Origin of the sequence: Streptodolium elevatio, assembly GCF_040649515.1 — a bacterium.
Classification (GTDB): domain Bacteria; phylum Actinomycetota; class Actinomycetes; order Streptomycetales; family Streptomycetaceae; genus Yinghuangia; species Yinghuangia elevatio.
Genome location: NZ_JBEZFP010000010.1, coordinates 47,229 through 69,838, shown reverse-complemented (window position 1 = coordinate 69,838; position 22,610 = coordinate 47,229). Strand labels below are relative to the sequence as shown.

The window sequence follows — 22,610 nt, the reverse complement described above, 5'->3', positions numbered from 1 at the left end:
TGGCGGCGATGGACACTCGCCGGGCATCACCCTGCGGACGGTCAGCCCACAACGGGCGGGACGGGCGGCCTCTCCGCGGCGGCGGTGTCCTCGTCGTCTTGGAGGTACTCGGCCCGACCGCCACGTCGACGGCGCTCGTCCGAAGGGACGGCGGTACGTCCGGCCCCGCCCGTGGGACCGCGACCCGTGTGGCCGTCGTCGGCCCCGGTGATCGGCGGCCGTCCGCCGGCCGGGTTGCGCAGTCCGGAACCACCGGGCGAGAAGGGCCTGTTGCCGATTGCGCCCGTGCCGGTCCCGCCGGCCGGCCCCCGCTGCCCTGCCGTCGGGTGTGCGGGCACGCCGCCGTGCACCGGTCCGCTGCGCGGGCCACCGCGCGGGGAGGCGGCGCTTGTTGAGCCTGGAACGCTCTGACCGCCGGTGATCGCGGGAGTGCCCGGGCGGCCGTACGGCCGGGCACCGGAGGTCCCGCCGTTCGCAACTGCGGTTGGTGTCCCGGGAATTCGGGTTCCCGGGGCCCCGCTCGGCACCGGCTTACCCCCGAACGTCCCCGTGGGGCCGGTGGACAGCGGCCGGTTCGGGGTCCCGCCGGGCAGCCCCGGGGTGCGACCGGCGGTTCCGGTGCCGGGCCGGGGGGTGGAGAGCGGGCCGGAGCCGGGTCCGGTGGGCCCGCCGGGCGCCTTGCCCGGGCGGCCGGACACGAGGCCCGGCGAGCCGACGATCGGCGGTGTGAACGCGGTGCTGCCGGTGCCGCCTGTGCCGCCGCCCGGCACCGGAGGAGAAGGCGCGGTCGGGGTCGTGGTGGCGGGAGGCGTCAGAGTCGCCGTACCCGCGAGGTCGACGTCCGCGGGAGGCAGGGGGCTGCCGGGGACGGTGCCCGGATCCTGCGTACCGGCGATCGGCGGGACCTGCGTGGGGACTTCCGTCCGGGGGACGGTGACTGTGCTCCCCGGCCCGGTCGAACCGCCGGAGCCGGTTCCGTCCGTCCCGTGGGCAGTGGGCGGCGGAGCGCCGCCATTGGGGCGCGAAGGGCCGTTGCCGGGGCCGTCGATCTGGTTCCACGCGACGTTCTCGACGCCGTACAGGTTCGGCGCATCGGGGAAAGTCGGCGGGGCCAGGGCCGTCATGCGGGCGGCGGCCGACTCGTACCCCATCGCCAGCTTCCGCATCTGCGCGGCCGCCTCGATGCGCTGGTTCTCGATGTTCGCCTTCGCGCGGTCCACGTCGACGGCCAGCTTGCCCGCTTCTGTGGGGCTGACGGTGGCGACCACGGACAGAGCCGCCGGGTTGGCCGTGATGCTGTCGACGAGTTCGACGTCGGAGGTGGGGACCGGCGGGAGCTTTGTGGAGCCGATGCCCACCGCGACGTCCAGAAGTGTGCTGCCGACATCCCCCGAGTAGTTGGCCAAGTGGTGTGTCGTCACCACGAGTTGGTCCGCCCATTCGCGGAATCGCCGGGCGGACTCGCCGTCCCAGTCGAGGTTGTGGATGCCGGACGCGAGCTCCTCCGCGGCCTGGGTCAGCATCTGACTGGCCGTGCCGAGTCTCACGCTCGCCTCGAAGGCATGCGTCGGCGACGCCGTGCCGAACATCTGCAACAGCTGTTCGTGCGTGTATCCCATGAAGTTCGTCTGGCCGCTCGGAGCGTCGGTCACAATGCCCATGCCGGCCTCACCTGCCCCCGGTTTGTACTGCCGTGTCGCATCGTGCTGCATGCGTTGCATGTACTGCACGTACTGATGCCCTGACGCACCGCAGAACCGTATGTCCTGCCGTGCCTCAGGCAACTGCGCTTACAGCGCACGTGCTTTCAGTCGATTCCGCGGATTTCCCGTGCGCCGTTCACAACGACCGCGGCCGAATTGCCAACGGTCGGCGGAATCTGCGGCTGTCGGCTCAGGGCCAGCGCACGGGCCATTTCCGCCCGATTGGAGCTGTCGGCTTCGGCGGTCTTGCTGCCCGCCATCTTCAGCGACAGCGCCATGACCTCGATCTGTGCACGCAACTGACCGGCAAGGCCCTCCAGTTGGAGGACGACCCTGCTCATGGTGTGCTGCACGAAGTCGGACTCCGCGAACCCGGTGCCGAACCCGCCGGGCGTCGGCGGATCACCGGCCGGCTTGCCGCCGACAGGCCCCTGCATCAACTGGTCGAGTACGCCGCGGACGCGCTTCTCGAACGCGTCGAGCTGTTCGAGGCTGACCTGCATCTGGCCGGAACTCAACCCCGCCCAGCCGTTGAACCCTGGTCCGCCCAGGTCGTCATTGATCATCCGGAGCCCTCCCCCGTGGAAGCGCCATCTGATTCAGATGTGAGGAGTGTAGCCAAACGCCGGTTCGGTGTGCGGAACGAAACCCTCTCGATTGGCCTGACCGCCGAGAAAGTCCGCCCAGACCCGGGAGTTGAAGCACAACCGCGGCCCGTCCGGTCGCTTCGAGTCACGAGTGAGGACGCCATGGCCGTCCGCACGAGCCACCTCGACACACGCGTTGTCGGCGTTGCTTGAGTGACTGGACTTGATCCACACCATCAAAGACCCTTCGCGCGATCGGTCAGCAGTCCCAGCGATGCGCCGGGATCGAGCGCCGCTCTGCTCGCATGGCTGAACAGATCGGCGCACTGGGTAACTTCCCGGTCGAATCCTGTCGCAAGCGTGCCCTTGATGGACTCGATGAACAGTTGATCGTGATCGCGCTCGTTCGGGAAGCGCATGATCTGGAATGTCGAGACGAGCGCACCGCTACGTCCTGCCGCGAAGGGCACGATTTGCAGCGTGACGTTCGGGGCGGCGCACATGCTCGCAAGGTGTTGCAACTGGTCGCGCATCACGTCTCGCCCACCCGTCTCGACGCAGAGCGCCCCCTCCCACAGGAGCACGTGCAGATTGAGTTTGGGGGCATCGATGAGACGACGTTGCCGTCGCAGGCGTACCTCGACCGTTGCCTCCATCTGCTCGGCGCTCAGGGGCCGCACGCTTGCGGCGTTGATCGCCCGTGCGTAGTCCCGGGTCTGAAGCAGTCCGGGAACGGCTGTGAGCTCGTAGTTCAGAATCGAGCTCGCCGCATTCTCCATGGCCAGGAAGGCGAACTGGCTGGGTGTCAGAACGTCTTCGTAGCGCACCCACCACTCGCGGATCTGGTCCTCGCCCAGCAGCGCACGCAGATCCTCGCGCGACTCCGGCGCGACACCGTACAAGCCCAGCAGCTTCTCGAGCTCCCCGGGCTTGATCCCCGCCTGACCCGTCTCCTGGCGGCTCACCTTGGAACTCGCATAGCCGATCCGGTCCGCCACGTCGCGCAAGGTGAGCCCCGCGTCCTTGCGGTGGCGCTGCAACTCCGAGCCGAGACGCTTGAGCCTGAAACGAGCTGTCTTCGTCGTGCGCACGAATCCTCCAGCAACATCCCGACGGTCGTTGCGTGCTGCGTCATTGCCGAGCACCGTCAACAGCAACACTGACCGCACTCTCCGTGCCGCGTCAACCACCTTCCGTAACTGACAGAGGATCACATGTCCCGCACCCTGACGCGGCGCCGCACGTTCCTCCATCGCGCCGAACTCACCCCCGCCGCCGTACCCGCACTCCGCCGGATCCTCCGCAGCCACCTCGAACTCTGGTCCCTCGAAGACCTGTCCGACGCCGCGGCGCTGTGCCTCACCGAACTCCTCGGCAACGTCCTGCGGCACTGCCCGCACGACTCCTGGGTGACCGTCCGCGTCCACCCCACCGAACACGGCCTCCGCATCGAGGTCTTCGACCCCGACCCCCGCCTCCCCGGGCATCACGCGGCCGCCCCCCACCCCCTCGCCGAATCCGGCCGCGGCCTGGCCCTCGTAGCCGCCCTCGCCACCCACCACGGCCACACCCCCACCGCCCACGGCAAATGCGCCTGGGCCGAACTGAACTCCCCACCTCACGGGTGATCGCCCGTGGTGTCGGAGGGGTCCGGGGCGCGGGGGTGTCTAGGTTTTGGGGATGGGGAGTGATCCGTTCGGGCTGGCGTTGCCGTTGGGGTTGGCGCTGCCTGGGGACGGGCCGTTGTGGTTGGAGGAGGTGGTGCGGCGGCAGGGCGGGGTGGCAACTGTGCGGCAGTTGCGGCGGGGTGGCGTACGGGACGCGGAGCGGTTGCGCAAGGTGCGCGCGGGGGAGTGGGTGCGGGTGACGCCCGCGGTCGTGCTGCTGGGGGAGGGGGCGCCGAGTCGGTGGCAGGTGGCCATGGCGGCGGTGTTGCACGCGGGCGGGCGGGCCGTGGTGACGGGGTTGACGGCACTGGAGTTGGCGGGAGTGTCGAACATCCGGTACGCGGCGCAGGTGCACGTACTGGTGTCGCGCGAGTGTGGGGTGCGGTCGTCGGGGCGGCTGGTGTACGAGCGGACGAAGCGCCTGCCCGAGCCGTTGCCCGTTCGGCTCCCGCCGACGGCGCCGTACGCGCGGGCGGTGGCGGACGCGTGCCGGCGGCTCGCGGACGATGCGCGGGCGCGGGCCACGGTGCTGGCCGCCGTGCAGCACCGGCTTTGCGGGGTCGGGGAGTTGCGGCGTGAGGCGGCGTACGGGAGGGGCCCGGCGGCGGTTCGGATGCGCGCGATCGTCGACGAAGTCGCTTCGGGCGTGGGGTCGTTGCCGGAGGCGGAACTGCGCGTGCTGGTCCGTGCGGCCGGATTGCCCGAGCCGCTGTGGAACCCGCGGGTGTACCGCGCCGACGGGCGGTTCCTGTGCTCGCCGGACGCGCTCTGGGAGGACGAAGGCGTCGTGGTGGAGGTGGACTCCGTCGCGTACCACGGTTGCGACGCCCAGCAGGCCAACACAGCCGAGCGCGCACGTGCCATGCGCGCGGCCGGTCTGACGGTGGTGTCGGTGTTGCCCCGGCAGATCCGCGACGACGGGCCGGGCGTGGTGCTGTTGGTGCGGGACACCCTGCGCGCGGCCCGGCAACGTCCGCCCGCGCACTTGGGTCTGTGGGTACGCGGAACCGAGTAGGCGTACGAAGATGCACCGGGACGCACGCCGGGAGCGTGTCCGCCCGACATGTAGGGCGTCGGGTCAGGCTTCCAGGAGGCGGGTGCGCAGGGCCTCGATGTGGGTGACGGGGATGCCCATGCCTTCGCGGACGTACGCCTCGACCGAGCCGTACTCGCGCTCGGCGGTGTCGAAGGCGGTGTCGAGGTACTCGCGCCGCACCGCGAACATCGAGCGCAGGTGCTCCGGGTCGAAGCCGCGCTCGGCGATGCCCCGCAGGATCTCGGCGTTCTTGGCGCGCAGGTGGTTCGCGCTGTCGAGGTAGTCCTCGTAGATGGTCTCGCGCGGCACGCCCAGCAGGGTCAGCAGCACGGCCGAGGTCCAGCCGGTGCGGTCCTTGCCCTGCGAGCAGTGGTAGACGACGGCGTTGTCGGTCTCCGCCATCCGGGTGAACACCTTGCGGTACGCGGCCCGCGCGAGGTCCGTGGTCACGAACCGCCGGTAGACCTCGCTCATCAGCTCGACCCCGGCGTTGCCGCCCATGATCTCGCCGGCCCGCTTCGGGTCCGCGAAGACGTCGCCGAACAGCTCGTTGTTGCCGTGCCCCATGACGTCGGCGATCAGCAGCTCGACGCCCGCCGGCAGCAGGTCCGGCTCGCGGTCGCGCTCGTGCTCGGAGCGCAGGTCGCACACCAGCCCGATGCCCAGGCGTAGGAACGCCTCCGTGTCGGCGGCGTCCAACGCGGCCAGCCCGTCGGAGCGGAACACGAGCCCGGTACGCACCTTGCGCCCGTCGGCGGTCGCGTGGCCTCCCGCGTCCCGGAAGTTCGGGGCGGTGGTCAGGATCGGCGTGGGCGCGGTCATCGGCGTCGGGCTCCGTTCGTGCGGGGGCGCGCACGTGGTTCGGGCACGTGTGCGGGGCGCGTTGCCCTACCAGGGTGACATCCCTCTTCGGGGCATGCCTCACGGGCCCTACGGCGGCGTACGCACGCCCGTGTTCCGCCCGACGGGCCGCGGCCGAGCAGGGAAGCGGATGGTCCGCCCGCGCACCCGCTGCCCCGGCGCGTAGCGCGTCAGGTCGGGGCCCATACCGCGTGCTCGACGCGCAGCAGCATGGCCGAGCGGCCGGTGAGGGTGATGGCGGTGTCGCCGGGCACCGGCTCGTTGAAGCGGGCCATGGGGTCGGTGTCGAGCGCGGTGTCGAGGACGATCTCGTACGAGTGCGCCCACGGCTCGCCCGGCAGCATGAAGCGCATGGGCTGCGACGAGGCGTGCAGGATGACCAGGAAACTGTCGTCGACGATGCGCTCGCCGCGCGGGCCGCGCTGGCGGATGTCGAGCCCGGACAGGTACATCCCGAGAGTCGCGGTCGGCGAGAACCAGTCGCGTTCGGTCATCTCGCGGCCGGTCGGGGTGAACCAGGCGAGGTCGCGCAGGCCGTCGGGAAAGGACGGGCGGCCGGAGAAGAACGCCCGGCGGCACAGCACCGGGTGCGCGCGGCGCAGTCTGATCAGGCGCGACGTGAGGTCCAGCAGCGGGCGCCACTGCGGGTCGTCCAGTGCCGACCAGTCCAGCCAACTCAGCTCGTTGTCCTGGCAGTAGGCGTTGTTGTTGCCGCGCTGCGTGCGCCCGAACTCGTCGCCCGCGACGAGCATCGGGACGCCGGTCGACAGCAGCAGCGTGGTCATCATGTTGCGCAGTTGCCGACGCCGCAGCAAGTTGACCGCGGTGTCGGGCGTTTCTCCCTCGTAGCCGCAGTTCCACGAACGGTTGTCGTTGGTGCCGTCGCGGTTGTCCTCGCCGTTGGCCTCGTTGTGCTTGCGTTCGTACGACACCAGGTCGCGCAGCGTGAAGCCGTCGTGGGCGGTGACGTAGTTGATCGACGCGTACGGGTGCCTCCCGTCGTCCTGGTAGAGGTCGGACGACCCGGACAGCCGGTACGCGAGATCCCGCACGTCGGGCCGCGCACCCCGCCAGAAGTCGCGCACGGTGTCCCGGTACTTGTCGTTCCACTCCGTCCACAGCGGAGGGAACTCGCCGACCTGGTACCCGCCTTCCCCCACGTCCCAGGGCTCGGCGATGAGCTTCACGCGCGACAGGACCGGGTCCTGGCCGATGACCGTCAGGAACGACGAGAGTTTGTCCACGTCGTGCATCGAGCGGGCCAGTGCGGCGGCGAGGTCGAAGCGGAACCCGTCGACGCCCATCTCCGTCACCCAGTAGCGCAGCGAGTCCGTGATGAGCTGGAGGACGTGCGGCTGCTGCACGTTGAGCGTGTTCCCGCAGCCCGTGTAGTCGGTGTAGCCGCGGCCGCCGTCGCGCAGGCGGTAGTACCCCGCGTTGTCGATGCCGCGGAAGCACAGGGTCGGCCCGCCCGGCCCGCCCTCCCCGGTGTGGTTGTAGACGACGTCGAGGATCACCTCGATGCCCGCCTCGTGCAGCGCGTGCACCATGCGACGGAACTCGTGGACCTGGCCGCCGCGCCCACCCGCCGACGAGTAGCCGGCGTGCGGGGCGAAGTAGCCGATCGAGTTGTAGCCCCAGTAGTTGCCGCCGCGGGCGCGCAGCAGGTGTTCCTCGGAGACGAAGTGGTGCACGGGCAGCAGTTCGACGGCGGTGACGCCGAGGCGTACGAGGTGGTCGATCGCGGCGGGGTGGGCGAGGCCGGCGTACGTGCCCCGGAGCTCGTCGGGGATGCCCGGGTGCCGCGCGGTGAAGCCTTTGACGTGCAGTTCGTAGATGACCGTCTCGGCCCAGGGGATCTTGGGGCGGCGGTCGTCGGACCAGTCGAAGTCGTCGTGGACGACCACGGACTTGGGCACGAAAGGGGCGGAGTCCCGGCTGTCCAGCACGTCGTCGGCGCCGCCGCGCACGTGCCCGAAGACGGCGTCGTCGAGGACGAACAGGCCGTCGATCGCCCGGGCGTACGGGTCGAGCAGCAGCTTGGCGGGGTTCCAGCGGGCGCCGCGCCAGGGCTCCCAGGGGCCGTGCACGCGGAAGCCGTACCGCTGGCCGGGGCCGATGCCGGGGAGGTAGCCGTGCCAGACGTGGAAGGTCTGGTCGGTGAGCGGCAGGCGGGTCTCGCGCAGGGTGCCGTCCGCCGCCTCGTCGAACAGGCACAGGTCGACGGCCTCGGCGCCGCCCGCCCACAGGGCGAAGTTGGTGCCCGCGCCGTCGTGCCGGGCGCCGAGCGGGAGTCTGCGGCCGGGCCACGGCGGGTCCATCCGGCCGTTCGGATACGCCCGCGCACCCGCGGTACTTTCGGCCGGCGGGCCGGCGGCGGGGTACGCGGGCTTGGGCCGGAACAGCCCGAGCCGACGTGTCGTGGCCTCCCCCTTGCGTGCCATGGCTTCGCCCTCCCCGCCGTCGTGCCGCCCGTGGTCGCTACGCAGGGTGTTCCCCTTCGGAGCACAGGCCAAAGGCTCGGTGACGGATGGGACTAAAGGCGGATTGCGAGATTGATGCCGGGAAAGCGAGCGAACACCCGGTCCGGACGGTCTCGTACGGCACCAAGGGGTGGCCCGGTGGCGTCGTGGACACCACCGGGCCGACGTGAGCAAAGCGCAGCGACTGCGCGGTGGGACTCCTTAGGCGATCAGGCCCGTCTCGGGTCCGGGCCTAGAACCAGAACGGGAAGAACCCGCCCCAGGTGCCCTGCTGCGACTGGCCGTTGCTGTTGTTGCCCTGCTCGATGACGACGACGCCGCCGTTGTCCTTCACTCCGGCCGTGTTGTTCTGGTTGGTGGCGCCGGAGCCGTTGGCGCTCTGCTGCGTGGCGTTGTAGTTGCCGTCCACGCCGCCGCTGACGTTGCCGCTGCCGGAGTTGGACGTGGTCGACGTCGAGGTGGTCGTGGTGGATGCGGTCGAGGTGGACCCGTTGTCGGCGTCCGCGCCGTTGTCGGCCACGGCGGCACCGGCACCGAGGATGAGCAGGCCGGCCGCGAGCGGGGCGACGGCGAGGGTGCCGAGGATGCGCTTCATGAGAGTCCTCCGTGAGACAGCGGGGTCCCGCTTGGTGGGCGGGGCCCGGGAGTTGGGTTCGTGTCGCCGGAGAGGCCGGCCGGCCCCGTCCCGGCATGGCGACGTCGTGTGACCAACTTGTCGCAACAGGTGACCGAAAATCCAACCGCTGAGGCGGTGTTCGCTCGTGCGAGTGATCTGGAAGCCCCATCCCCCAACGAGAGCCCCCGCCCGGGGATACGCCCCGCGCCCGATTCCCGTGGCAAATTAACCCGTTCTGCGGCATCCAGTGACTTTGTAGACAAGTCATGAGCGTCTGTCACGTTTGGCGGAGCGCGCAATCGTGCTTCAACTCGATTTGTACGGCGCACAACAGGCGCGCAGGGCGTGCGCGGCGAGCCTGCGCTGCAATACGCACCAAACCTTCACGATTGCCCCGGCAGGTACCGTTGCCGCATGCCCGTCGTCGTGATCGGAGCCGACCGCCCGTTGGGCGGGGCGCTCGTCCTCGCGCTCGTGGAGCTCGGCGTGCCCGACCTGCGGGCGGTCGTACGCGACCGGGCGTACGCGCCGGCGCTGCGGGCGGCGGGGGTGCGCGTCTCGGTGGGCGACCTGTCGGACCCGTTGCGCCTGGGCGCGGTGCTCGAAGGCGCCCACACGGTCGTGCACCTCGACACGGGCCCGGAGGGATCCGGCGGTCCGCTCGACACCTGGGACTGGCTGCTGGAGGCGGCGGAAGACACCGGGCTGACCAGGATTGTCACGGTTGTTGAGGATGAGCGGATATCGCCTGACAGGGGAGGCTATGACGTGGTCCTTCTGCCGGGCCGGATCACCCGAAGTTGTGGCGGCGCCACCGATGCCGTCGACCCCGCGCTGGTCAGCGCGTTGATCGAAGCGGACCGCCGTCGGTGATCGTTCCGATTCGGTTACGTATACCCCCGGGAGGCAACCGAAGGTGTGTGCATGACGTCTAAACGACGAATGGCTCAACGCGTGCAAGCGCGACGGGCCGTTTCTCCCCCCGGATCCACCCGTACGTGAAGGGAAGCCAGTACATGTCCCGAGCACCGAAGCCGCCCCCAGGTCGACCAAACTGGCGCCACCTCGTGGCGCTGCTCCTCGGTGCCATGCTGGTTCTGACCGCGTGCAGCGGAGGCGGCGGCAAGAAGTCGGACGGAAGCGGAGGTTCGTCCGGCGGCTCAGCCGCCTCGGGCGGTTCGTCCGGCAACGGCGGTACGACCGGCGGCACCAACGCCCCGGCCAAGGCCGACCCCGCCCGTGTCACGGTCACCCCCGCCGACCTGGCCACGGGCGTCGAGGTCGGCAGCATGGTCGTGGTCGAGGTCGGCCCCGAGGACAAGCTCGACAGCGTCAAGGTGATCAACGCCCGCAACGAGCAGGTCGACGGCGCCCTGGACGCCGACGGCAAGACGTGGAAGCCCAAGGTCCCGTTCACGTTCGGGTCGAAGTACACCGTCACCGCGGTCGCCAAGAACAAGGAAGACCAGCCGACGACGTCGACGACGACGTTCACCACGCTGAGCAACGACAACAAGATCACCGCGAGCTTCTTCCCGGACGACGGCACCACCGTCGGCGTCGGGCAGCCGATATCGATCAAGTTCAACAAGCCGGTCAAGGACCGCGCGAAGGTCGAGGCGGCGCTGAAGGTCACCGCGTCCCCGGCCGTCGAGGGCTCGTGGCACTGGTTCGGCAACCAGCGCGTCGACTACCGCCCGAAGGACTACTGGGCGACCGGCACGTCGGTGAAGGTCGACCTGAACCTGCGCGGAATAGACGCCGGGAACGGCGCCATGTTCGAGCAGTTCAAGAGCTTCGGCTTCAAGATCAGCGACACCAAGACCGTCAGCGTCGTCGACGTCAACACCAAGACGATGAAGGTCTACAAGAACGACGCGCTGGTCAAGACCATCCCGGTCACCACCGGTGAGATCCCCGCGTACGCCACGTGGGGCGGCAAGATGGTCGTGATGGAGAAGTACGTCAAGACCCGGATGAACTCCCAGACGGTCGGCCTCGGCTCCGAGTACGACATCGACGACGTGCCGTCGGCGGTCCGGATCACCACGTCCGGCACCTTCGTACACGGCAACTACTGGTCGCCGCCGTCGACGTTCGGCTCGCAGAACGTCAGCCACGGGTGCATCAGCATGACCCCCGACAACGCCAAGTGGTTCTACGACAACGCGGCCATGCCGGGCGACATCGTCGACGTCGTGAACGCGAAGGAACGTGTCGTGTCCCCGGACAACGGCTACGGCGCCTGGAACCTCACCTGGGAGGCCTGGACCCAGGGCTCCGCGCTCTGACGGGCACGGCCTGACGGGCCCACGGATCGACAGGCCGACGGGCTGATGCAAGGCAACGCCGGGATCCGCAGATCCACCCCGCTCGGGAGGATCCGCGGATCCCGGCGGCTTTTCGGGCGCGACGCCGGCCCCGGCGCGACCGGCACGTCTGTCAGGCACGCCGGCCACGGCAGGCACAGCTGGCACGCCGTGGCGGCACGGCCCCGCCCCACCCTTCCGCGCGCGTGGCCGTATTGTCGGCTGCGGGCAGGCAACAAACGCTGGCCGCAACCGTGCTGAGCCGTGCTGAGCCGCGCAGAGAAGGAGTAAACGTGGGCGAGTTCGTGAACCTTGAAGTGGCCGACGGAATCGGAACGATCCGGCTGGCCAGGCCGCCGATGAACGCGCTGAACGTACAGCTCCAGGAGGAACTCCGGGCGGTCGCCCAGGAGGCCTCCGAACGGGCCGACGTACGCGTTGTCGTCGTGTACGGCGGCGAGAAGGTCTTCGCCGCGGGGGCGGACATCAAGGAGATGGAGGCCATGACGTACACCGACATGGTCGACCGCGGCGCCGCCCTCCAGTCCGCCTTCACCGCCGTCGCGCGGATCCCCAAGCCGGTCATCGCCGCGATCACCGGGTACGCCCTCGGCGGCGGCTGCGAACTCGCGCTCTGCGCGGACTTCCGCGTGTGCGCGGACAACGCGAAGCTCGGCCAGCCGGAGATCCTGCTCGGCATCATCCCCGGCGCCGGCGGCTCGCAGCGCCTGCCCCGCCTGGTCGGGCCCGCGAAGGCCAAGGACCTGATCTACTCCGGCCGTTTCGTCGACGCGCAGGAGGCCCTGGAGATCGGCCTCGTCGACCGCGTCGTGGCGCCAGCCGAGGTCTACGAGGCGGCGCTCGCGTGGGCGGCGCAGTTCGCCAACGGCCCGGCGTACGCGCTCCGCGCCGCCAAGGAGGCCATCGACCGCGGCCTGGAGACGGACCTCGACTCCGGCCTTGAGATCGAACGCATGCAGTTCACCGGCCTGTTCGCCACCGAGGACCGGGCGATCGGCATGAAGAGCTTCGTCGAAAGCGGCCCCGGCAAGGCCAAGTTCGTCGCCCGCTGACCCGCACCCCACCGCAATCGTGGGGCCCTGGCCGCACCGCGTGTACCCCCACACGCGCCGCAGCCAGGGCCCGATCACGTCCCGACTCCTGCCCCCGCCCCTGCCCTGCCCCGATAAAGGGCACGAAGCCGTACGCCGATCTCCCCGGTATCCGCGAGCGCGCCGGTCGTCACCGCCACGACGAACTCCTCCGCCCGATCCACATCGACAGGCACCGCGGGCACGCCGTTGAGCGACAGAAACACCCGCGCGGCCACCCAGGCCGTCCGCTTGTTCCCGTCCACAAGCGCATGGTCACGCGCGACGGAGTGCAACAGGGCGGCGGCTTTGTCCCAGACCCCGGGATACGCGTCCGCGCCGAACACAGAGGTACTCGGCCGCGCACTGGCCCCTTCGACGAGCCCGCGGTCGCGAACCTGCGGGACGTCACCGAATGCCTCTCGGGCGACCAGCAGCAGTTCGTCGGCGGAGAGGAAGTCGATCGAGGTCATGACGGCTCCGAGGGGCGGAGTGGGGAGTACAGGGCGGCGGGTGTCAGGCGCAGGCGGCGGTACGGATACCGGCAGCGGACAGTCGTCCTACGCGAGCCGATCCAACAACTCGCGATCCTGCGCGGCGATCTCGGCCGCGAGCCGACTGACAAGCGCAGCCCGCTCCCGCGCGGGAGCGGTAGTTGCCGCCTCCGCCGCCGAGGACGCGGAAGCGGGTACGGATTCCGCAACCCCGCCGCGGTCCGGCTCGCCCGCTCGATCATCCCTGCCCATGCACAAAACGTAGCGCGCGCGGCGCTCCGCCTTCACGGCATTTCCCGGCGGTCGACCAGGCGGCGGCGTCTCACCTGCACGCGGCCGGGTGTGTGCCCGGGACTTGCCAGTTGAGGCAAACCCCACGGGGCGGTCCGCCCCGTGATGGTGCCCCACCCCTTCGCGGCCGGAGGCCGCCGGAAGCAGTCGGAAGACCCCGTGTGATCGACGAGCGAAGCGAGGAGAGCGGCCGGAGGCCGCCAGTCGGACTTTCCTGCGCCGGAGGGAGCGAAGCGAGTGGAGGTGAAGGAAAGTCAGCGGTCGGAGTGCGAAATCGCGTGGCGGAGCGAGGAACGAGCGCAGCCAAGCGAAAAGCGCCACACCCTTCCCAAGGGGTGAATGCCACGAGTGCTCGCTTGAACGGCCGCGTTGACCGGGAATCGCCCCGGTGCGGGGTGTTCCGTCGTTGGTCTCGGGGTTGTTCCGCTGTTGGTCTCGGGGCCGGAAGGGGTGGGGCACGGCCACGGGGTGAGAGCCGGGAGGGGCACGGGCCAGGGCGGGGCCGGAGGGGGACGGGCACGGGGTGAGACCAGGACGCGGCACCGGCTCGGGGTGGCGGCAGAGGGGCGCGCGGAACCCCCGTACCGCAACTGGTGTCGCCGCGCGAGTGCCTGGCGTTCGCCACCGCGCTCGGCGTGATCTCGACCGTGTGGTTCTGGGTGCTGGTCAACCCGCTGTCGGCGGGTCACGGCATTACCCGCAGAGCGCTACCCGTGGGGGAGGTGGCCTCGTGGCGCTTCCCGGCCCTTGGCCACCGTCGCCTTGCTCCCGAAATGCTTGATGGGCCCGCTCGTTGGGGGAGCGGGCCCATCAAAGGGCGAATCAGGAATCCGCGGGGTTACAGGTTCGGGTACAGCGGGTGCTTGGCGGCCAGGGTGGCGGTGCGGGCGCGGAGCGCTTCGCGCTTGGCGTCGTCGAAGTCCGGCTTCAGGGCTTCGACGATGACGTCGGCGACCTCGCGGAAGTCGTCGTCGGTGAAGCCGCGCGTGGCGAGTGCCGGGGTGCCGATGCGCAGGCCGGAGGTCTTCATCGGGGGCAGCGGGTCGTTGGGGACCGCGTTGCGGTTGACGGTGATGCCGACCTCGTGGAGGCGGTCCTCGGCCTCGCGGCCGTTGAGGTGGTTGTCGACCAGGTCGACGAGCACCAGGTGCACGTCCGTGCCGCCGGACAGGACCTTGATGCCGGCGTCGGCCGCGTCCTGGGCGAGCAGACGCTCCGCCAGGAGCTTCGCGCCGGCGAGCGTGCGGACCTGGCGGTCCTTGAACTCGTCGCCCGCGGCGACCTTGAAGGCCACCGCCTTTGCGGCGATGACGTGTTCGAGGGGGCCGCCCTGGAGGCCCGGGAAGACCGCCGAGTTGATCTTCTTGATCAGCTCCTCGGTGGCGAGGATCGCGCCGCCGCGCGGGCCGCCGAGGGTCTTGTGGGTCGTCGTGGTGACGATGTGCGCGTGCGGCACCGGGCTGGGGTGCAGGCCCGCGGCCACCAGGCCCGCGAAGTGCGCCATGTCGACCCAGAGGTACGCGCCGACCTCGTCCGCGATGCGGCGGAACTCCGCGAAGTCCAGCTGGCGCGGGTACGCCGACCAGCCCGCGACGATCATCTTCGGCCGGTGCTCCTTGGCGAGGCGTTCGACCTCGGTCATGTCGACCAGGCCGGCCGCGTCCACCTTGTAGGAGACGATGTTGTACTGCTTGCCGGAGAAGTTGAGCTTCATGCCGTGCGTCAGGTGCCCGCCGTTGGCGAGGTCCAGTCCGAGCACGGTGTCGCCGGTCTGCAGCAGGCCGAAGTAGACGGCGGCGTTCGCCTGCGCGCCCGAGTGCGGCTGCACGTTCGCCGCCTCGGCGCCGAACAGCGCCTTGATGCGCTCAATCGCCAGGTTCTCGACCACGTCGACGTACTCGCAGCCGCCGTAGTAGCGGCGGCCCGGGTAGCCCTCGGCGTACTTGTTGGTCAGCACCGAGCCCTGGGCCTCCAGAACCGCGACCGGCGCGAAGTTCTCGGAGGCGATCATCTCCAGGGTCGACTGCTGGCGGTGCAGCTCGTCGGCGACGGCGGCGGCGACCTCAGGGTCCACCTCGGCCAGCGGACGGTCCAGGATCGTCACGGTGGGTCAGCTCCTCGATCGGGGCTCAGGCGCCGGTGAAGGCGTTGTACTCGGCTTCGGACATCAGGCCGCCGACCTCGGCGGCCGGGGTGTCGAGTTGCACCTTGACGAGCCAGCCCTCGCCGTACGGGTCGGAATTGACCAGGCTCGGGTCCTCGACGACCGCGGCGTTGACCTCGACGACCTCGCCGTCGGCGGGGGCGAAGATGTCGCTCACGGACTTCGTCGACTCGAGTTCGCCGCAGGGCTCGCCCGCGGTCACCCGCGCGCCGACCTCGGGGAGCTGGACGAAGACCACGTCACCGAGGGCGTCGGCGGCGTGCTTCGAGATGCCGATGACGGCCGGGTTCCCGTCCGTCGTCAGCCACTCGTGGTCCTTGCTGTAGAGCAGGTTCTGGGGTGCGCTCACGGGTCCATTCTCCATTCATTGCGAGGGTCGCTGATCCGCAGGGGGTTCTTGCCGGTGTTTGGCGCGTTTTGTCGTCGCCCGAATCACCCGGATCACCCGAGTCATCCGGGTGAGGGCAAGGGCAAGCCGTGTCCGAGGCCGGCGGCCCGGCTACTGCCGCTTGTAGAAGGGCAGTGCCACGACCTCGACGGGTTCGGCGGTCCCGCGGATGTCGATCGCAAGCCGGGTGCCCGGCTCGGCGTGCTCGAGAGGTACGTACGCCATCGCGATCGGCGCACCCAGGGTGGGCGACGGGGCACCGGAGGTGACCTCGCCGACCGGCTGCTTCGTGGCCGGGTCGAGTACGGCGTACCCGGCGCGCGGCACGCGCCGCCCCGGCGACCGCAGGCCGACGAGCGTCGCGCGCGGCCCTTCCTTCTCCCGGGCCGCGAGCGCGTCGCGGCCGACGAAGTCCTCGGGCTTGTCGAGGCGTACGACGCGGCCGAGGTTGGCCTCGTACGGCGTCACCGACGTCGTGAGCTCGTGCCCGTACAGCGGCATGCCGGCCTCCAGGCGCAGCGTGTCGCGGCAGGACAGGCCGGCGGGGATCATGCCGTGCTCGGTGCCGACCTCGGCCAGCGACGTCCACAGGCGCTTGGCGTCGGCGGGCGCGCAGAACAGCTCGAAGCCGTCCTCGCCGGTGTAGCCGGTGCGGGCGAGCAGGACGTCGACGCCGGCGACCACCGCGCGGTCCGCGGCGTAGTACTTGACCTGCGCGAGATCGAGGTCGGTGAGCGGCGCGAGGATTGCGACGGCGTGCGGCCCCTGGACGGCCAGCAGCGCGTAGTCCGCCGAGCGGTCCGTGACGACCGCGTCGAACCCGGCGGCCCGGGCGGTGAGTTCGGCGGCCACGAGGGGCGCGTTCGAGGCGTTGGCGACGACGAGGTACTCCGTCTCACCGGTGCGGTAGACGATCAGGTCGTCGAGGATGCCGCCGTCGGCGTCGCAGATCATCGTGTACCGGGCGCGGTCGACACCGATCTTCGAGATGAAGCCGACCAGGGCGTGGTCGAGCGCTTGGGCGGCCTCGGGGCCGGTCACGGCGATCTCGCCCATGTGGGTCAGATCGAAGAGCCCGGCGGCCTCGCGTACCGCGCGGTGTTCGGCGCTCTCGCTGCCGTAGCGCAGCGGCATGCGCCAGCCGGCGAAGTCGGTCATCGTCGCGCCGAGTGCGTCGTGGACGGCGTCGAGCGGCGTGCGGCGTTCCTGCGCGCGCTCCTCGGCGCGTCCTTCGGGGCGTTCTTCGTGGGCGGCCTGGTTGGACGTCATCGGCTGGACTCCTCGCGGGTGTGATGGTCCCGAACGCCATGATTTCGTACCGGTTCGTCCGAAGTCGTGCGCACGCGCGGGCGCACGGCAGCGGGTACGCGGCAGCGCACAGGGTGGGGTGAACGGTCCAACAGGGGGCTCCCTCGGCGGTGTGCGGCGCGCACTGCTGTACGCCGCACCAGCGGGTGGGTCGCCTCCCCCTCTGTCATGGACCTGAGAGCTTCACGCGCGGTCGCGCCTCCCGCGGAAGTGGTCGCGGGCGCGGACGGCGGCTTGCACCGTGGGTGAGTCCCGCCGTACGGCACGGGACTGCTTTCCAGAGTCGCCTCACCCGCGCGGTACTTGGGCCTGAGAGTTTCCGGGGGAGGAATTGCTCCTTCGGCGCCCCGCCACCGGCCGCCGCAAGGGCGCAGGTGAAAGAGGGCTCTCCCGCGTGGGGTCGAGGGCCGGTGTGAAGTTGTGCGCGCATGCTATCGGTATCGGTATCGGGCGTGGGTGGTGCGGGGCGTGTCGGAGGATTCTCCAATGAGCCTGCCGACCCCGGCATTGCTAGCGTGGGCGGCGTCCAACCACCGTACGTACAGGGAGGTTCGCCCATGGCGACCACGCGCACTGCCACGACCCACTGGAAGGGCGCGCTGATCGGCGGCGCCGGAACCGTGTCGCTCGACTCGTCCGGCGTGGGGACGTACGACGTCTCGTGGCCCTCGCGCGCGGAGGCGGCCAACGGCAAGACCAGCCCCGAGGAACTCATCGCCGCCGCGCACTCCTCGTGCTACTCGATGGCCCTGTCGCACGGGCTCGCGGGCGCCGGCACGCCGCCGGAGTCGGTCGACACCGAGGCGAACGTGACGTTCCAGCCGGGCGAGGGCATCACCGGGATCGTGCTTAAGGTGCAGGCGCGCGTACCGGGCCTGTCCGAGGAGGACTTCCAGGCCGCGGCGCAGAACGCCAAGGAGAACTGCCCGGTCAGCAAGGCGCTCGCCGGTGCGCCGATCACGCTTGAGGCAACGCTGCTTTCGTAGCGTTCCCCGGCGGCAACGCGTCGGCCCGAGGGACCGGCCTGAACAGTGGGCCTGAACAGTCGGCCCGAGCCGTCGGACGACTCGGCGGGGCTCCGCAATCGTGCGGGGTCCCGCCGTTTTCGTGTCCTGGCACGGCCTAGGCTGGCGATTGATCCGATCGCACTCAGGAGGTGGCCGTGGCCTTCCCGGCGAACCACGTCGAACGCTGCCTCGTGGCCGCGATGCAGGACCCGTCGCGCACCGGTGAGCTGATCGACGCGCTGGCGGAGGCCGAGGTGTGGGTGCCGCTGCCCGCCGGAGGCGGCCCGCACGATGCCGAACTGACGCTGCCCACCACGGAGATAGCCGGAGCTCCCTTCGTCCCGGTGTTCAGCTCGGAGGAGCAGTTCCGCCGCGTCGCGGGGCCGATGGCGTTCACCGTCGCGCCGGTACGCGAGTTCGCGCGCGGCCTGCCGCCGCATGTGGGCATGGCCGTGAACCCCGGCGGCGAGGTGGGCATCCCGATTCCGCCGGACGGCGTGCTGGAACTCGCGCGCGTGCCGGGCGCGGGCGCGACGGGTGCGCGCGTCACGCTGATCGAGCCGGCGCCGGAGGAGGAGCCGTACGTCCTGCTCGCGGCCGCGGCCGAGGAGTTCGCCGCGACGCACGTCGTGCTGACCGCCCGGCGCGCCCTCGGATTCGTCGAGAGCGACGCGCCGTCCCTGTTCATCGGCGTCGAACTGGACCGTTGGCAAGAGGAGGACCGCCGCATGGCGATCGGCGCGCTGGAACGCGCGGTCGGCCGGGCGGGTACGCCGTGGCCGGTCAACCTCGTGCTGATCGACCTCGCGCAGGACCCGGTGGGGGACTGGATGCTGGAGTCCGTGCGCCCCTTCTACGAACGCCCCTTTTAGCGGACACGACCTGGTCCGGGATTCGCCCTCGCGCGCTCGTCACGGTCGTACGGGGCGGTGGGCGCCGGGGTCTCCGGCCTACCATGAGCACGTCGTCACGCAGCGCAAGGGGAGGGCATCGTGACGTTTACCGGTAACCCCGGCAACGAGGTCGAGCACGCTCTGCGGCAGGTCGCGCCGCAGGACTACGAGGCGTACGAGCGGCTGTTGGAATGCCTTGCCCGCGGCCACGTCTGGATGCTCCTGTGGCAGGGCGAACCGGGCAGCCCCGACGCGCAATACGGGAACATGGAGGTGCACGGGTCGCGCTACGCCCCGGCGTTCACCTCCGAGGGCCAACTGCACGAGAGCCGCTGGGACCGGGGCTGGGAGGTGCACGCGGTCCGGGAGATAGCCGCGACCTTGTATCCCGACCAGTGGGGCCTGTGGCTCAACCCGCACATGCAGGGCGGCGGGGTCGGGGTGCCGTACCTGGATCTGCGGCGCATCGTCGGGGGGCTCGACAAGCTCATGCCCGGGCCGGTGCGCGTCGGCGAACCGGCGCTCGACGACTCGGCGTTCTGGGCGGTCCTCACCGCCGAGCTCGGGGCCTCCGGCGTCGTACGCGCCGCGCACCGCGCCTACGTGGAGCCGGCGCTCGGAGCGCCGCGCATCGTCATAGGGACCCGTCTCGCGGACAACGACCCCGCGACCGTCGACCGGATGAAGCAGGCCATGGCCCGTGCCGCGGGCATGCTGCAGGGCATCGACATCTCCTCGGTCGCACTCGACGATCCGTACGATCCCGTCGCAAAGTGGATGCGAGAGCAGACCCGGTCTTTCCTGTGAGGTAACGGTTCTGACAAGGTTCCCGCATGCATGAGATCCGGATGGTCCTCGGCCTGAGGCAACGCTTCATGTGGCTTGTGCTGGGGATCGTCTTCGCCCTGCTGGGCGTCTACATGCTGATCATCGAGGAGAGCTACTTCTTCCTTGTCCTGGCCGTGCTCCAGGTCGCACTGTTCTTCTGGAGTGCGCGCTTCTCCACCGTGGTGCACGCCGACGGGCTGACCGCGGTCGGTCTCCGCACGCGACGGCTCGCGTGGCAGGACATCGCCAATGTCGAGGCCAAATCGCTGCTCGGTACGCGTGGCGTACGCCTGACCCTGGTCAGCGGGCGCCGGGTACGCCTCCATGTGCCCGCCACCGGTGGCGGCGCGAACGACCCCGATTTCGACGTCAAGCTCGCCACCATCTCGCAGTGGTGGGCGGTCGCGACCGGCCGCATGGCCCCCGAGCAGCAGCAGGCCGGCCTCGCGCGGTACGCGGGGCAGCCGCCGACGGGCTACCCGGGCCGCTGACCGTGACGGGGCGTCAGCCCCGTTCGACCGCCGTGCCGATCAGGCCCAGGGGAGGGCTGCCCAGGTCGAGCAGCGCGGTGTGGAAGCGCTCCAGCGTGAAGCCGGCGCCCCACGTCGACCGGGCGTTCTCGCGCAGGTCCTGGAGGGCCAGCTTGCCCCACGTGTAGCAGCCGTAGTTCGGGTCGAACGTGCCGCGCCGCGCCTCGCTCGCGGCACCCGCGCGGGCGACGTACGCATCCGCCATGAAGCGCCGCGTGGCCTCCTCGACGTCCATCGCGCCGGTGTGCAGCCCGATCGCCGCCGCCAGGCGCGTCACGCGGAGCAGCGCCTCCAGGCACATGCCGATCGCATAGCGCGGGTCGTCCGCGCGGAAGCCCTCTTCCAGGCACACTTCCTCGATGTAGTGCGCCCAGCCCTCGGCGAACGACGACGAGTGCAACACCCGGCGTACGTCCGACGGCGCGCGCCGCAGCGCACGCCCGTGCGCGAAGTGCCCGGGCGCCACTTCGTGCACCGTGATGGCCGGGAGCGTGGTGCGGCTGAAGATCGTCAGCCACTCCTCGATCTCCTCGGCGGGCCAGGACGGGTCCGGCGGGGTCACGAAGTACCAGGACGGCGCCTCGGCTTCGCCCGGCGCGTTCCACGACATCATCGCCATGGCCCAGCGCATGGACTCCGGCGCGGGGCCCACCTCGCACACGCCGTCGAGGTAGGGCGCGAGCTTCTTCGCGCGGCTGAACTCGATGACCTCGGCCGTCTGCGCCCGCGCCTCCGCCAGGATTCCGTCGGCGTCCGGGTGGTCGGCGAGCAGCGCCGGGACCAGTTCCGCGGGCGTGCGGGAGGGGTCGTACGCCTTGCACGCCTCGGCCAACATGCCGCGCAGCCGGTCGCGTTCCGCGTCCGCGCGCTCCGCGAGCCGGCCGAGGTCGACCGTCAGCGCCTCGCCCGACCCCATCAGCCGCGCGAGCGCCGCGCCGCCGAGGGCCGGGTCGGGGTCGCCGTGCTCGGCGGCGCGCTCCAGGTGGGTGACGAGGCGTTCGAGCGCGGCGAGCGCGCGCGTACCGTTCTCGCCGTCGTCGGGGCGGATGGCCGCGGCCTGCCCGCGCGCGGCGCCGAGCGTCGCCTTCGCGACCGGAGCCGATACGCGGTCGAGGGACTCCAGGGCCATGTCGACCGCGTCGGGCCACTGGGCGACGTGGCGCGTACGAGCCTCGGCGCGCTCCGCCTCGGGCGCGTATTCCTTGTCGTAGAAAGCCAGTTCGAGGTTTTCGAGATGCGGGACCGGATTGCGGCGGTGCAATTCGAGGTCGCCGAAGGCCACGCGCGTGTGGTCCTCGAACGCCGACAGATGCGCCTCGTCGTGCGGATCCTCGCGCGTCACGCCCTCGGCGCCCCCGCCCAGGGCGGCCAGCCCGGCACGCACGCCGTCGGGGGAGAGGTCCTGGATTCTGCCGTCGTATTCGTGCAGGCCGGCCCCCTCGCGGGCGGCGGTCATGGTCAGGTCGCAGAGCGCGCGAAGTCGGGCATCCATGCCCGTGAGGCTACCTGGGGCACAAGATCGGACAAGGCACAATTTCCGGCATGCCGCCACAGGAGATCCAGGAGATCTACAGCCACAACGTCCAGCAGGTCCTCGATCTCACCGGCATCTTCGTCTTCGCGGTCGCGGGCGCGCTCATGGCGGTGCGCAAGAACTTCGACGTGATCGGGATCGTGCTGCTCGCCGAAGTGACGGCGCTCGGCGGCGGTGTCATCCGCGACCTGATCATCGGCGACGTGCCGCCGGCCGCGTTCGACGACCTGGGCTACTTCAGCACCCCGCTGTTCGCCGCGGGCCTGGTCTTCTTCCTGCACCCGCAGGTCGAGCGGATCAGCCGCACGATCGACATCTTCGACGCGGCGGGCCTGGGGCTGTTCTGCGTGACCGGTACGGCCAAGGCGTTCGCGTACGGGCTCGGGCCGGTGCAGGCCACCGCGCTCGGCATCACGACGGCGGTCGGCGGCGGCGCGATCCGCGACGTGCTGGCCCGCGAGGTGCCGGTGCTGCTGCGCTGGGACCGGGAGATCTACACCGTTCCGGCGCTGGTGGGTGCGGCACTGGTCGCGGTCTTGGTGGAGACCGGGAATTTCAACGCCTACACGGCGACGGCCGCGGCGGTGTTCGCGTTCGCGTTCCGGGTGCTCGCGCTGCACAAGGGGTGGCGTGCGCCGCGCGCCTGGCGGCGCAACTCCGAGGTGCGCGGGGACTTCGACTGACGGCTTCGGCCGAGGGTCTTCGACTGGGGCTCTCGGCCGGCGCCTTTCGCTCGGGGGCGCTCGTCCGTGGTGTCCGTCGCTCCGACGCGTACCCCAAATGCCCTACCCGGCGTTGCACCTGGCGTGTGGGAGATCCA

General features: G+C 70.7%; 22 protein-coding genes, 1 pseudogene and 1 riboswitch. Of the genes and pseudogenes, 11 read left to right on the top strand and 12 right to left on the bottom strand.

Annotation, left to right across the window (positions count from 1 at the left end):
- Positions 1 to 41: 41 nt before the first annotated feature.
- The 4 genes from AB0C36_RS06070 to AB0C36_RS06055 all read right to left on the bottom strand — a co-directional run bounded on the left by AB0C36_RS06070 (position 42) and on the right by AB0C36_RS06055 (position 3,450).
- The gene (locus tag AB0C36_RS06070) at positions 42 to 1,661 is read right to left on the bottom strand and encodes a hypothetical protein (protein ID WP_358349901.1); all 1,620 of its coding nucleotides are present in this window, start codon (positions 1,659 to 1,661) and stop codon (positions 42 to 44) included.
- Positions 1,662 to 1,807: 146 nt separating this feature from the next.
- Entirely contained in the window at positions 1,808 to 2,269 is a 462-nt protein-coding gene (locus AB0C36_RS06065) for a hypothetical protein (protein WP_358349898.1), read from the bottom strand.
- A 33-nt stretch (positions 2,270 to 2,302) separates the two neighbouring features.
- Entirely contained in the window at positions 2,303 to 2,527 is a 225-nt protein-coding gene (locus AB0C36_RS06060; RefSeq protein WP_358349895.1) for a DUF397 domain-containing protein, read from the bottom strand.
- Positions 2,527 to 3,450, bottom strand: a complete 924-nt coding sequence (locus AB0C36_RS06055; protein ID WP_358349894.1) for a helix-turn-helix domain-containing protein — start codon at positions 3,448 to 3,450, stop codon at positions 2,527 to 2,529. The genes AB0C36_RS06060 and AB0C36_RS06055 overlap by 1 nt, the downstream gene beginning before the upstream one ends.
- Before the next feature lie 54 nt (positions 3,451 to 3,504).
- Between AB0C36_RS06055 and AB0C36_RS06050 the strand changes: the two genes are divergently transcribed.
- Both AB0C36_RS06050 and AB0C36_RS06045 read left to right on the top strand, forming a co-directional pair.
- A complete protein-coding gene (locus AB0C36_RS06050; protein WP_358349891.1) occupies positions 3,505 to 3,918 on the top strand; it encodes an ATP-binding protein in 414 nt (137 codons plus the stop codon).
- 52 nt (positions 3,919 to 3,970) lie between these two features.
- Complete coding sequence (locus tag AB0C36_RS06045) at positions 3,971 to 4,972, top strand: hypothetical protein (RefSeq protein WP_358349889.1); 1,002 nt, start codon at positions 3,971 to 3,973, stop codon at positions 4,970 to 4,972.
- Positions 4,973 to 5,035: 63 nt separating this feature from the next.
- On the opposite strand, the gene AB0C36_RS06040 is transcribed toward AB0C36_RS06045, so the two are convergent.
- The 3 genes from AB0C36_RS06040 to AB0C36_RS06030 all read right to left on the bottom strand — a co-directional run bounded on the left by AB0C36_RS06040 (position 5,036) and on the right by AB0C36_RS06030 (position 8,932).
- The gene (locus AB0C36_RS06040) at positions 5,036 to 5,815 is read right to left on the bottom strand and encodes a tyrosine-protein phosphatase (protein WP_358349886.1); all 780 of its coding nucleotides are present in this window, start codon (positions 5,813 to 5,815) and stop codon (positions 5,036 to 5,038) included.
- Positions 5,816 to 6,024: 209 nt separating this feature from the next.
- A complete protein-coding gene (gene glgX / locus AB0C36_RS06035) occupies positions 6,025 to 8,175 on the bottom strand; it encodes a glycogen debranching protein GlgX (RefSeq protein WP_435838993.1) in 2,151 nt (716 codons plus the stop codon).
- A 394-nt stretch (positions 8,176 to 8,569) separates the two neighbouring features.
- Positions 8,570 to 8,932, bottom strand: a complete 363-nt coding sequence (locus tag AB0C36_RS06030; RefSeq protein WP_358349881.1) for a hypothetical protein — start codon at positions 8,930 to 8,932, stop codon at positions 8,570 to 8,572.
- Positions 8,933 to 9,367: 435 nt separating this feature from the next.
- Between AB0C36_RS06030 and AB0C36_RS06025 the strand changes: the two genes are divergently transcribed.
- From AB0C36_RS06025 to AB0C36_RS06015, 3 genes are all read left to right on the top strand, one after another.
- Entirely contained in the window at positions 9,368 to 9,826 is a 459-nt protein-coding gene (locus tag AB0C36_RS06025; protein ID WP_358349878.1) for an NAD(P)H-binding protein, read from the top strand.
- 143 nt (positions 9,827 to 9,969) lie between these two features.
- Positions 9,970 to 11,244: a L,D-transpeptidase gene (locus tag AB0C36_RS06020; protein WP_358349875.1), complete on the top strand. Its 1,275-nt coding sequence runs from the start codon at positions 9,970 to 9,972 to the stop codon at positions 11,242 to 11,244.
- Positions 11,245 to 11,567: 323 nt separating this feature from the next.
- The gene (locus AB0C36_RS06015; RefSeq protein ID WP_358349985.1) at positions 11,568 to 12,335 is read left to right on the top strand and encodes an enoyl-CoA hydratase/isomerase family protein; all 768 of its coding nucleotides are present in this window, start codon (positions 11,568 to 11,570) and stop codon (positions 12,333 to 12,335) included.
- Between the two features lie 74 nt (positions 12,336 to 12,409).
- Here the strand turns inward: AB0C36_RS06015 and AB0C36_RS06010 are convergent, their stop codons facing one another.
- Positions 12,410 to 12,826, bottom strand: a complete 417-nt coding sequence (locus AB0C36_RS06010; RefSeq protein WP_358349872.1) for a type II toxin-antitoxin system death-on-curing family toxin — start codon at positions 12,824 to 12,826, stop codon at positions 12,410 to 12,412.
- 893 nt (positions 12,827 to 13,719) lie between these two features.
- Between AB0C36_RS06010 and AB0C36_RS06005 the strand changes: the two are divergent.
- Positions 13,720 to 13,821, top strand: a pseudogene (locus tag AB0C36_RS06005) (heme o synthase); the annotation flags it as partial.
- A 155-nt stretch (positions 13,822 to 13,976) separates the two neighbouring features.
- On the opposite strand, the gene glyA reads toward AB0C36_RS06005, so the two are convergent.
- The 3 genes from glyA to gcvT all read right to left on the bottom strand — a co-directional run bounded on the left by glyA (position 13,977) and on the right by gcvT (position 16,959).
- Positions 13,977 to 15,242, bottom strand: coding sequence for a serine hydroxymethyltransferase (gene glyA / locus AB0C36_RS06000; protein WP_358349869.1), 1,266 nt, complete (start codon positions 15,240 to 15,242; stop codon positions 13,977 to 13,979).
- Between the two features lie 25 nt (positions 15,243 to 15,267).
- Positions 15,268 to 15,651 (bottom strand): glycine cleavage system protein GcvH, encoded by a 384-nt coding sequence (gene gcvH / locus AB0C36_RS05995; RefSeq protein WP_358349868.1) that lies wholly within the window; start codon positions 15,649 to 15,651, stop codon positions 15,268 to 15,270.
- Positions 15,652 to 15,801: 150 nt separating this feature from the next.
- Positions 15,802 to 16,959, bottom strand: a complete 1,158-nt coding sequence (gene gcvT, locus AB0C36_RS05990) for a glycine cleavage system aminomethyltransferase GcvT (protein ID WP_358349865.1) — start codon at positions 16,957 to 16,959, stop codon at positions 15,802 to 15,804.
- A gap of 326 nt (positions 16,960 to 17,285) precedes the next feature.
- A riboswitch (glycine riboswitch) is annotated at positions 17,286 to 17,401 on the bottom strand.
- Positions 17,402 to 17,555: 154 nt separating this feature from the next.
- Between gcvT and AB0C36_RS05985 the strand changes: the two genes are divergently transcribed.
- The 4 genes from AB0C36_RS05985 (at position 17,556) to AB0C36_RS05970 (ending at position 20,217) form a co-directional block, all read left to right on the top strand.
- On the top strand, positions 17,556 to 17,984 hold the full coding sequence (locus tag AB0C36_RS05985; protein ID WP_358349863.1) for an OsmC family protein: 429 nt from the start codon (positions 17,556 to 17,558) through the stop codon (positions 17,982 to 17,984).
- Between the two features lie 170 nt (positions 17,985 to 18,154).
- Positions 18,155 to 18,877 carry an enhanced serine sensitivity protein SseB gene (locus AB0C36_RS05980; protein WP_358349861.1) on the top strand — a complete coding sequence of 241 codons (723 nt, stop codon included), beginning with the start codon at positions 18,155 to 18,157 and terminating at the stop codon, positions 18,875 to 18,877.
- 120 nt (positions 18,878 to 18,997) lie between these two features.
- Positions 18,998 to 19,705, top strand: coding sequence for an enhanced serine sensitivity protein SseB C-terminal domain-containing protein (locus tag AB0C36_RS05975; protein WP_358349858.1), 708 nt, complete (start codon positions 18,998 to 19,000; stop codon positions 19,703 to 19,705).
- A gap of 26 nt (positions 19,706 to 19,731) precedes the next feature.
- Positions 19,732 to 20,217: a PH domain-containing protein gene (locus AB0C36_RS05970; protein WP_358349855.1), complete on the top strand. Its 486-nt coding sequence runs from the start codon at positions 19,732 to 19,734 to the stop codon at positions 20,215 to 20,217.
- Positions 20,218 to 20,230: 13 nt separating this feature from the next.
- On the opposite strand, the gene AB0C36_RS05965 is transcribed toward AB0C36_RS05970, so the two are convergent.
- Complete coding sequence (locus tag AB0C36_RS05965; RefSeq protein ID WP_358349852.1) at positions 20,231 to 21,748, bottom strand: DUF885 family protein; 1,518 nt, start codon at positions 21,746 to 21,748, stop codon at positions 20,231 to 20,233.
- A 50-nt stretch (positions 21,749 to 21,798) separates the two neighbouring features.
- Here AB0C36_RS05965 and AB0C36_RS05960 point away from each other — a divergent pair, with 50 nt between their 5' ends.
- Positions 21,799 to 22,473, top strand: a complete 675-nt coding sequence (locus AB0C36_RS05960) for a trimeric intracellular cation channel family protein (RefSeq protein ID WP_358349849.1) — start codon at positions 21,799 to 21,801, stop codon at positions 22,471 to 22,473.
- Positions 22,474 to 22,610: the final 137 nt, after the last annotated feature.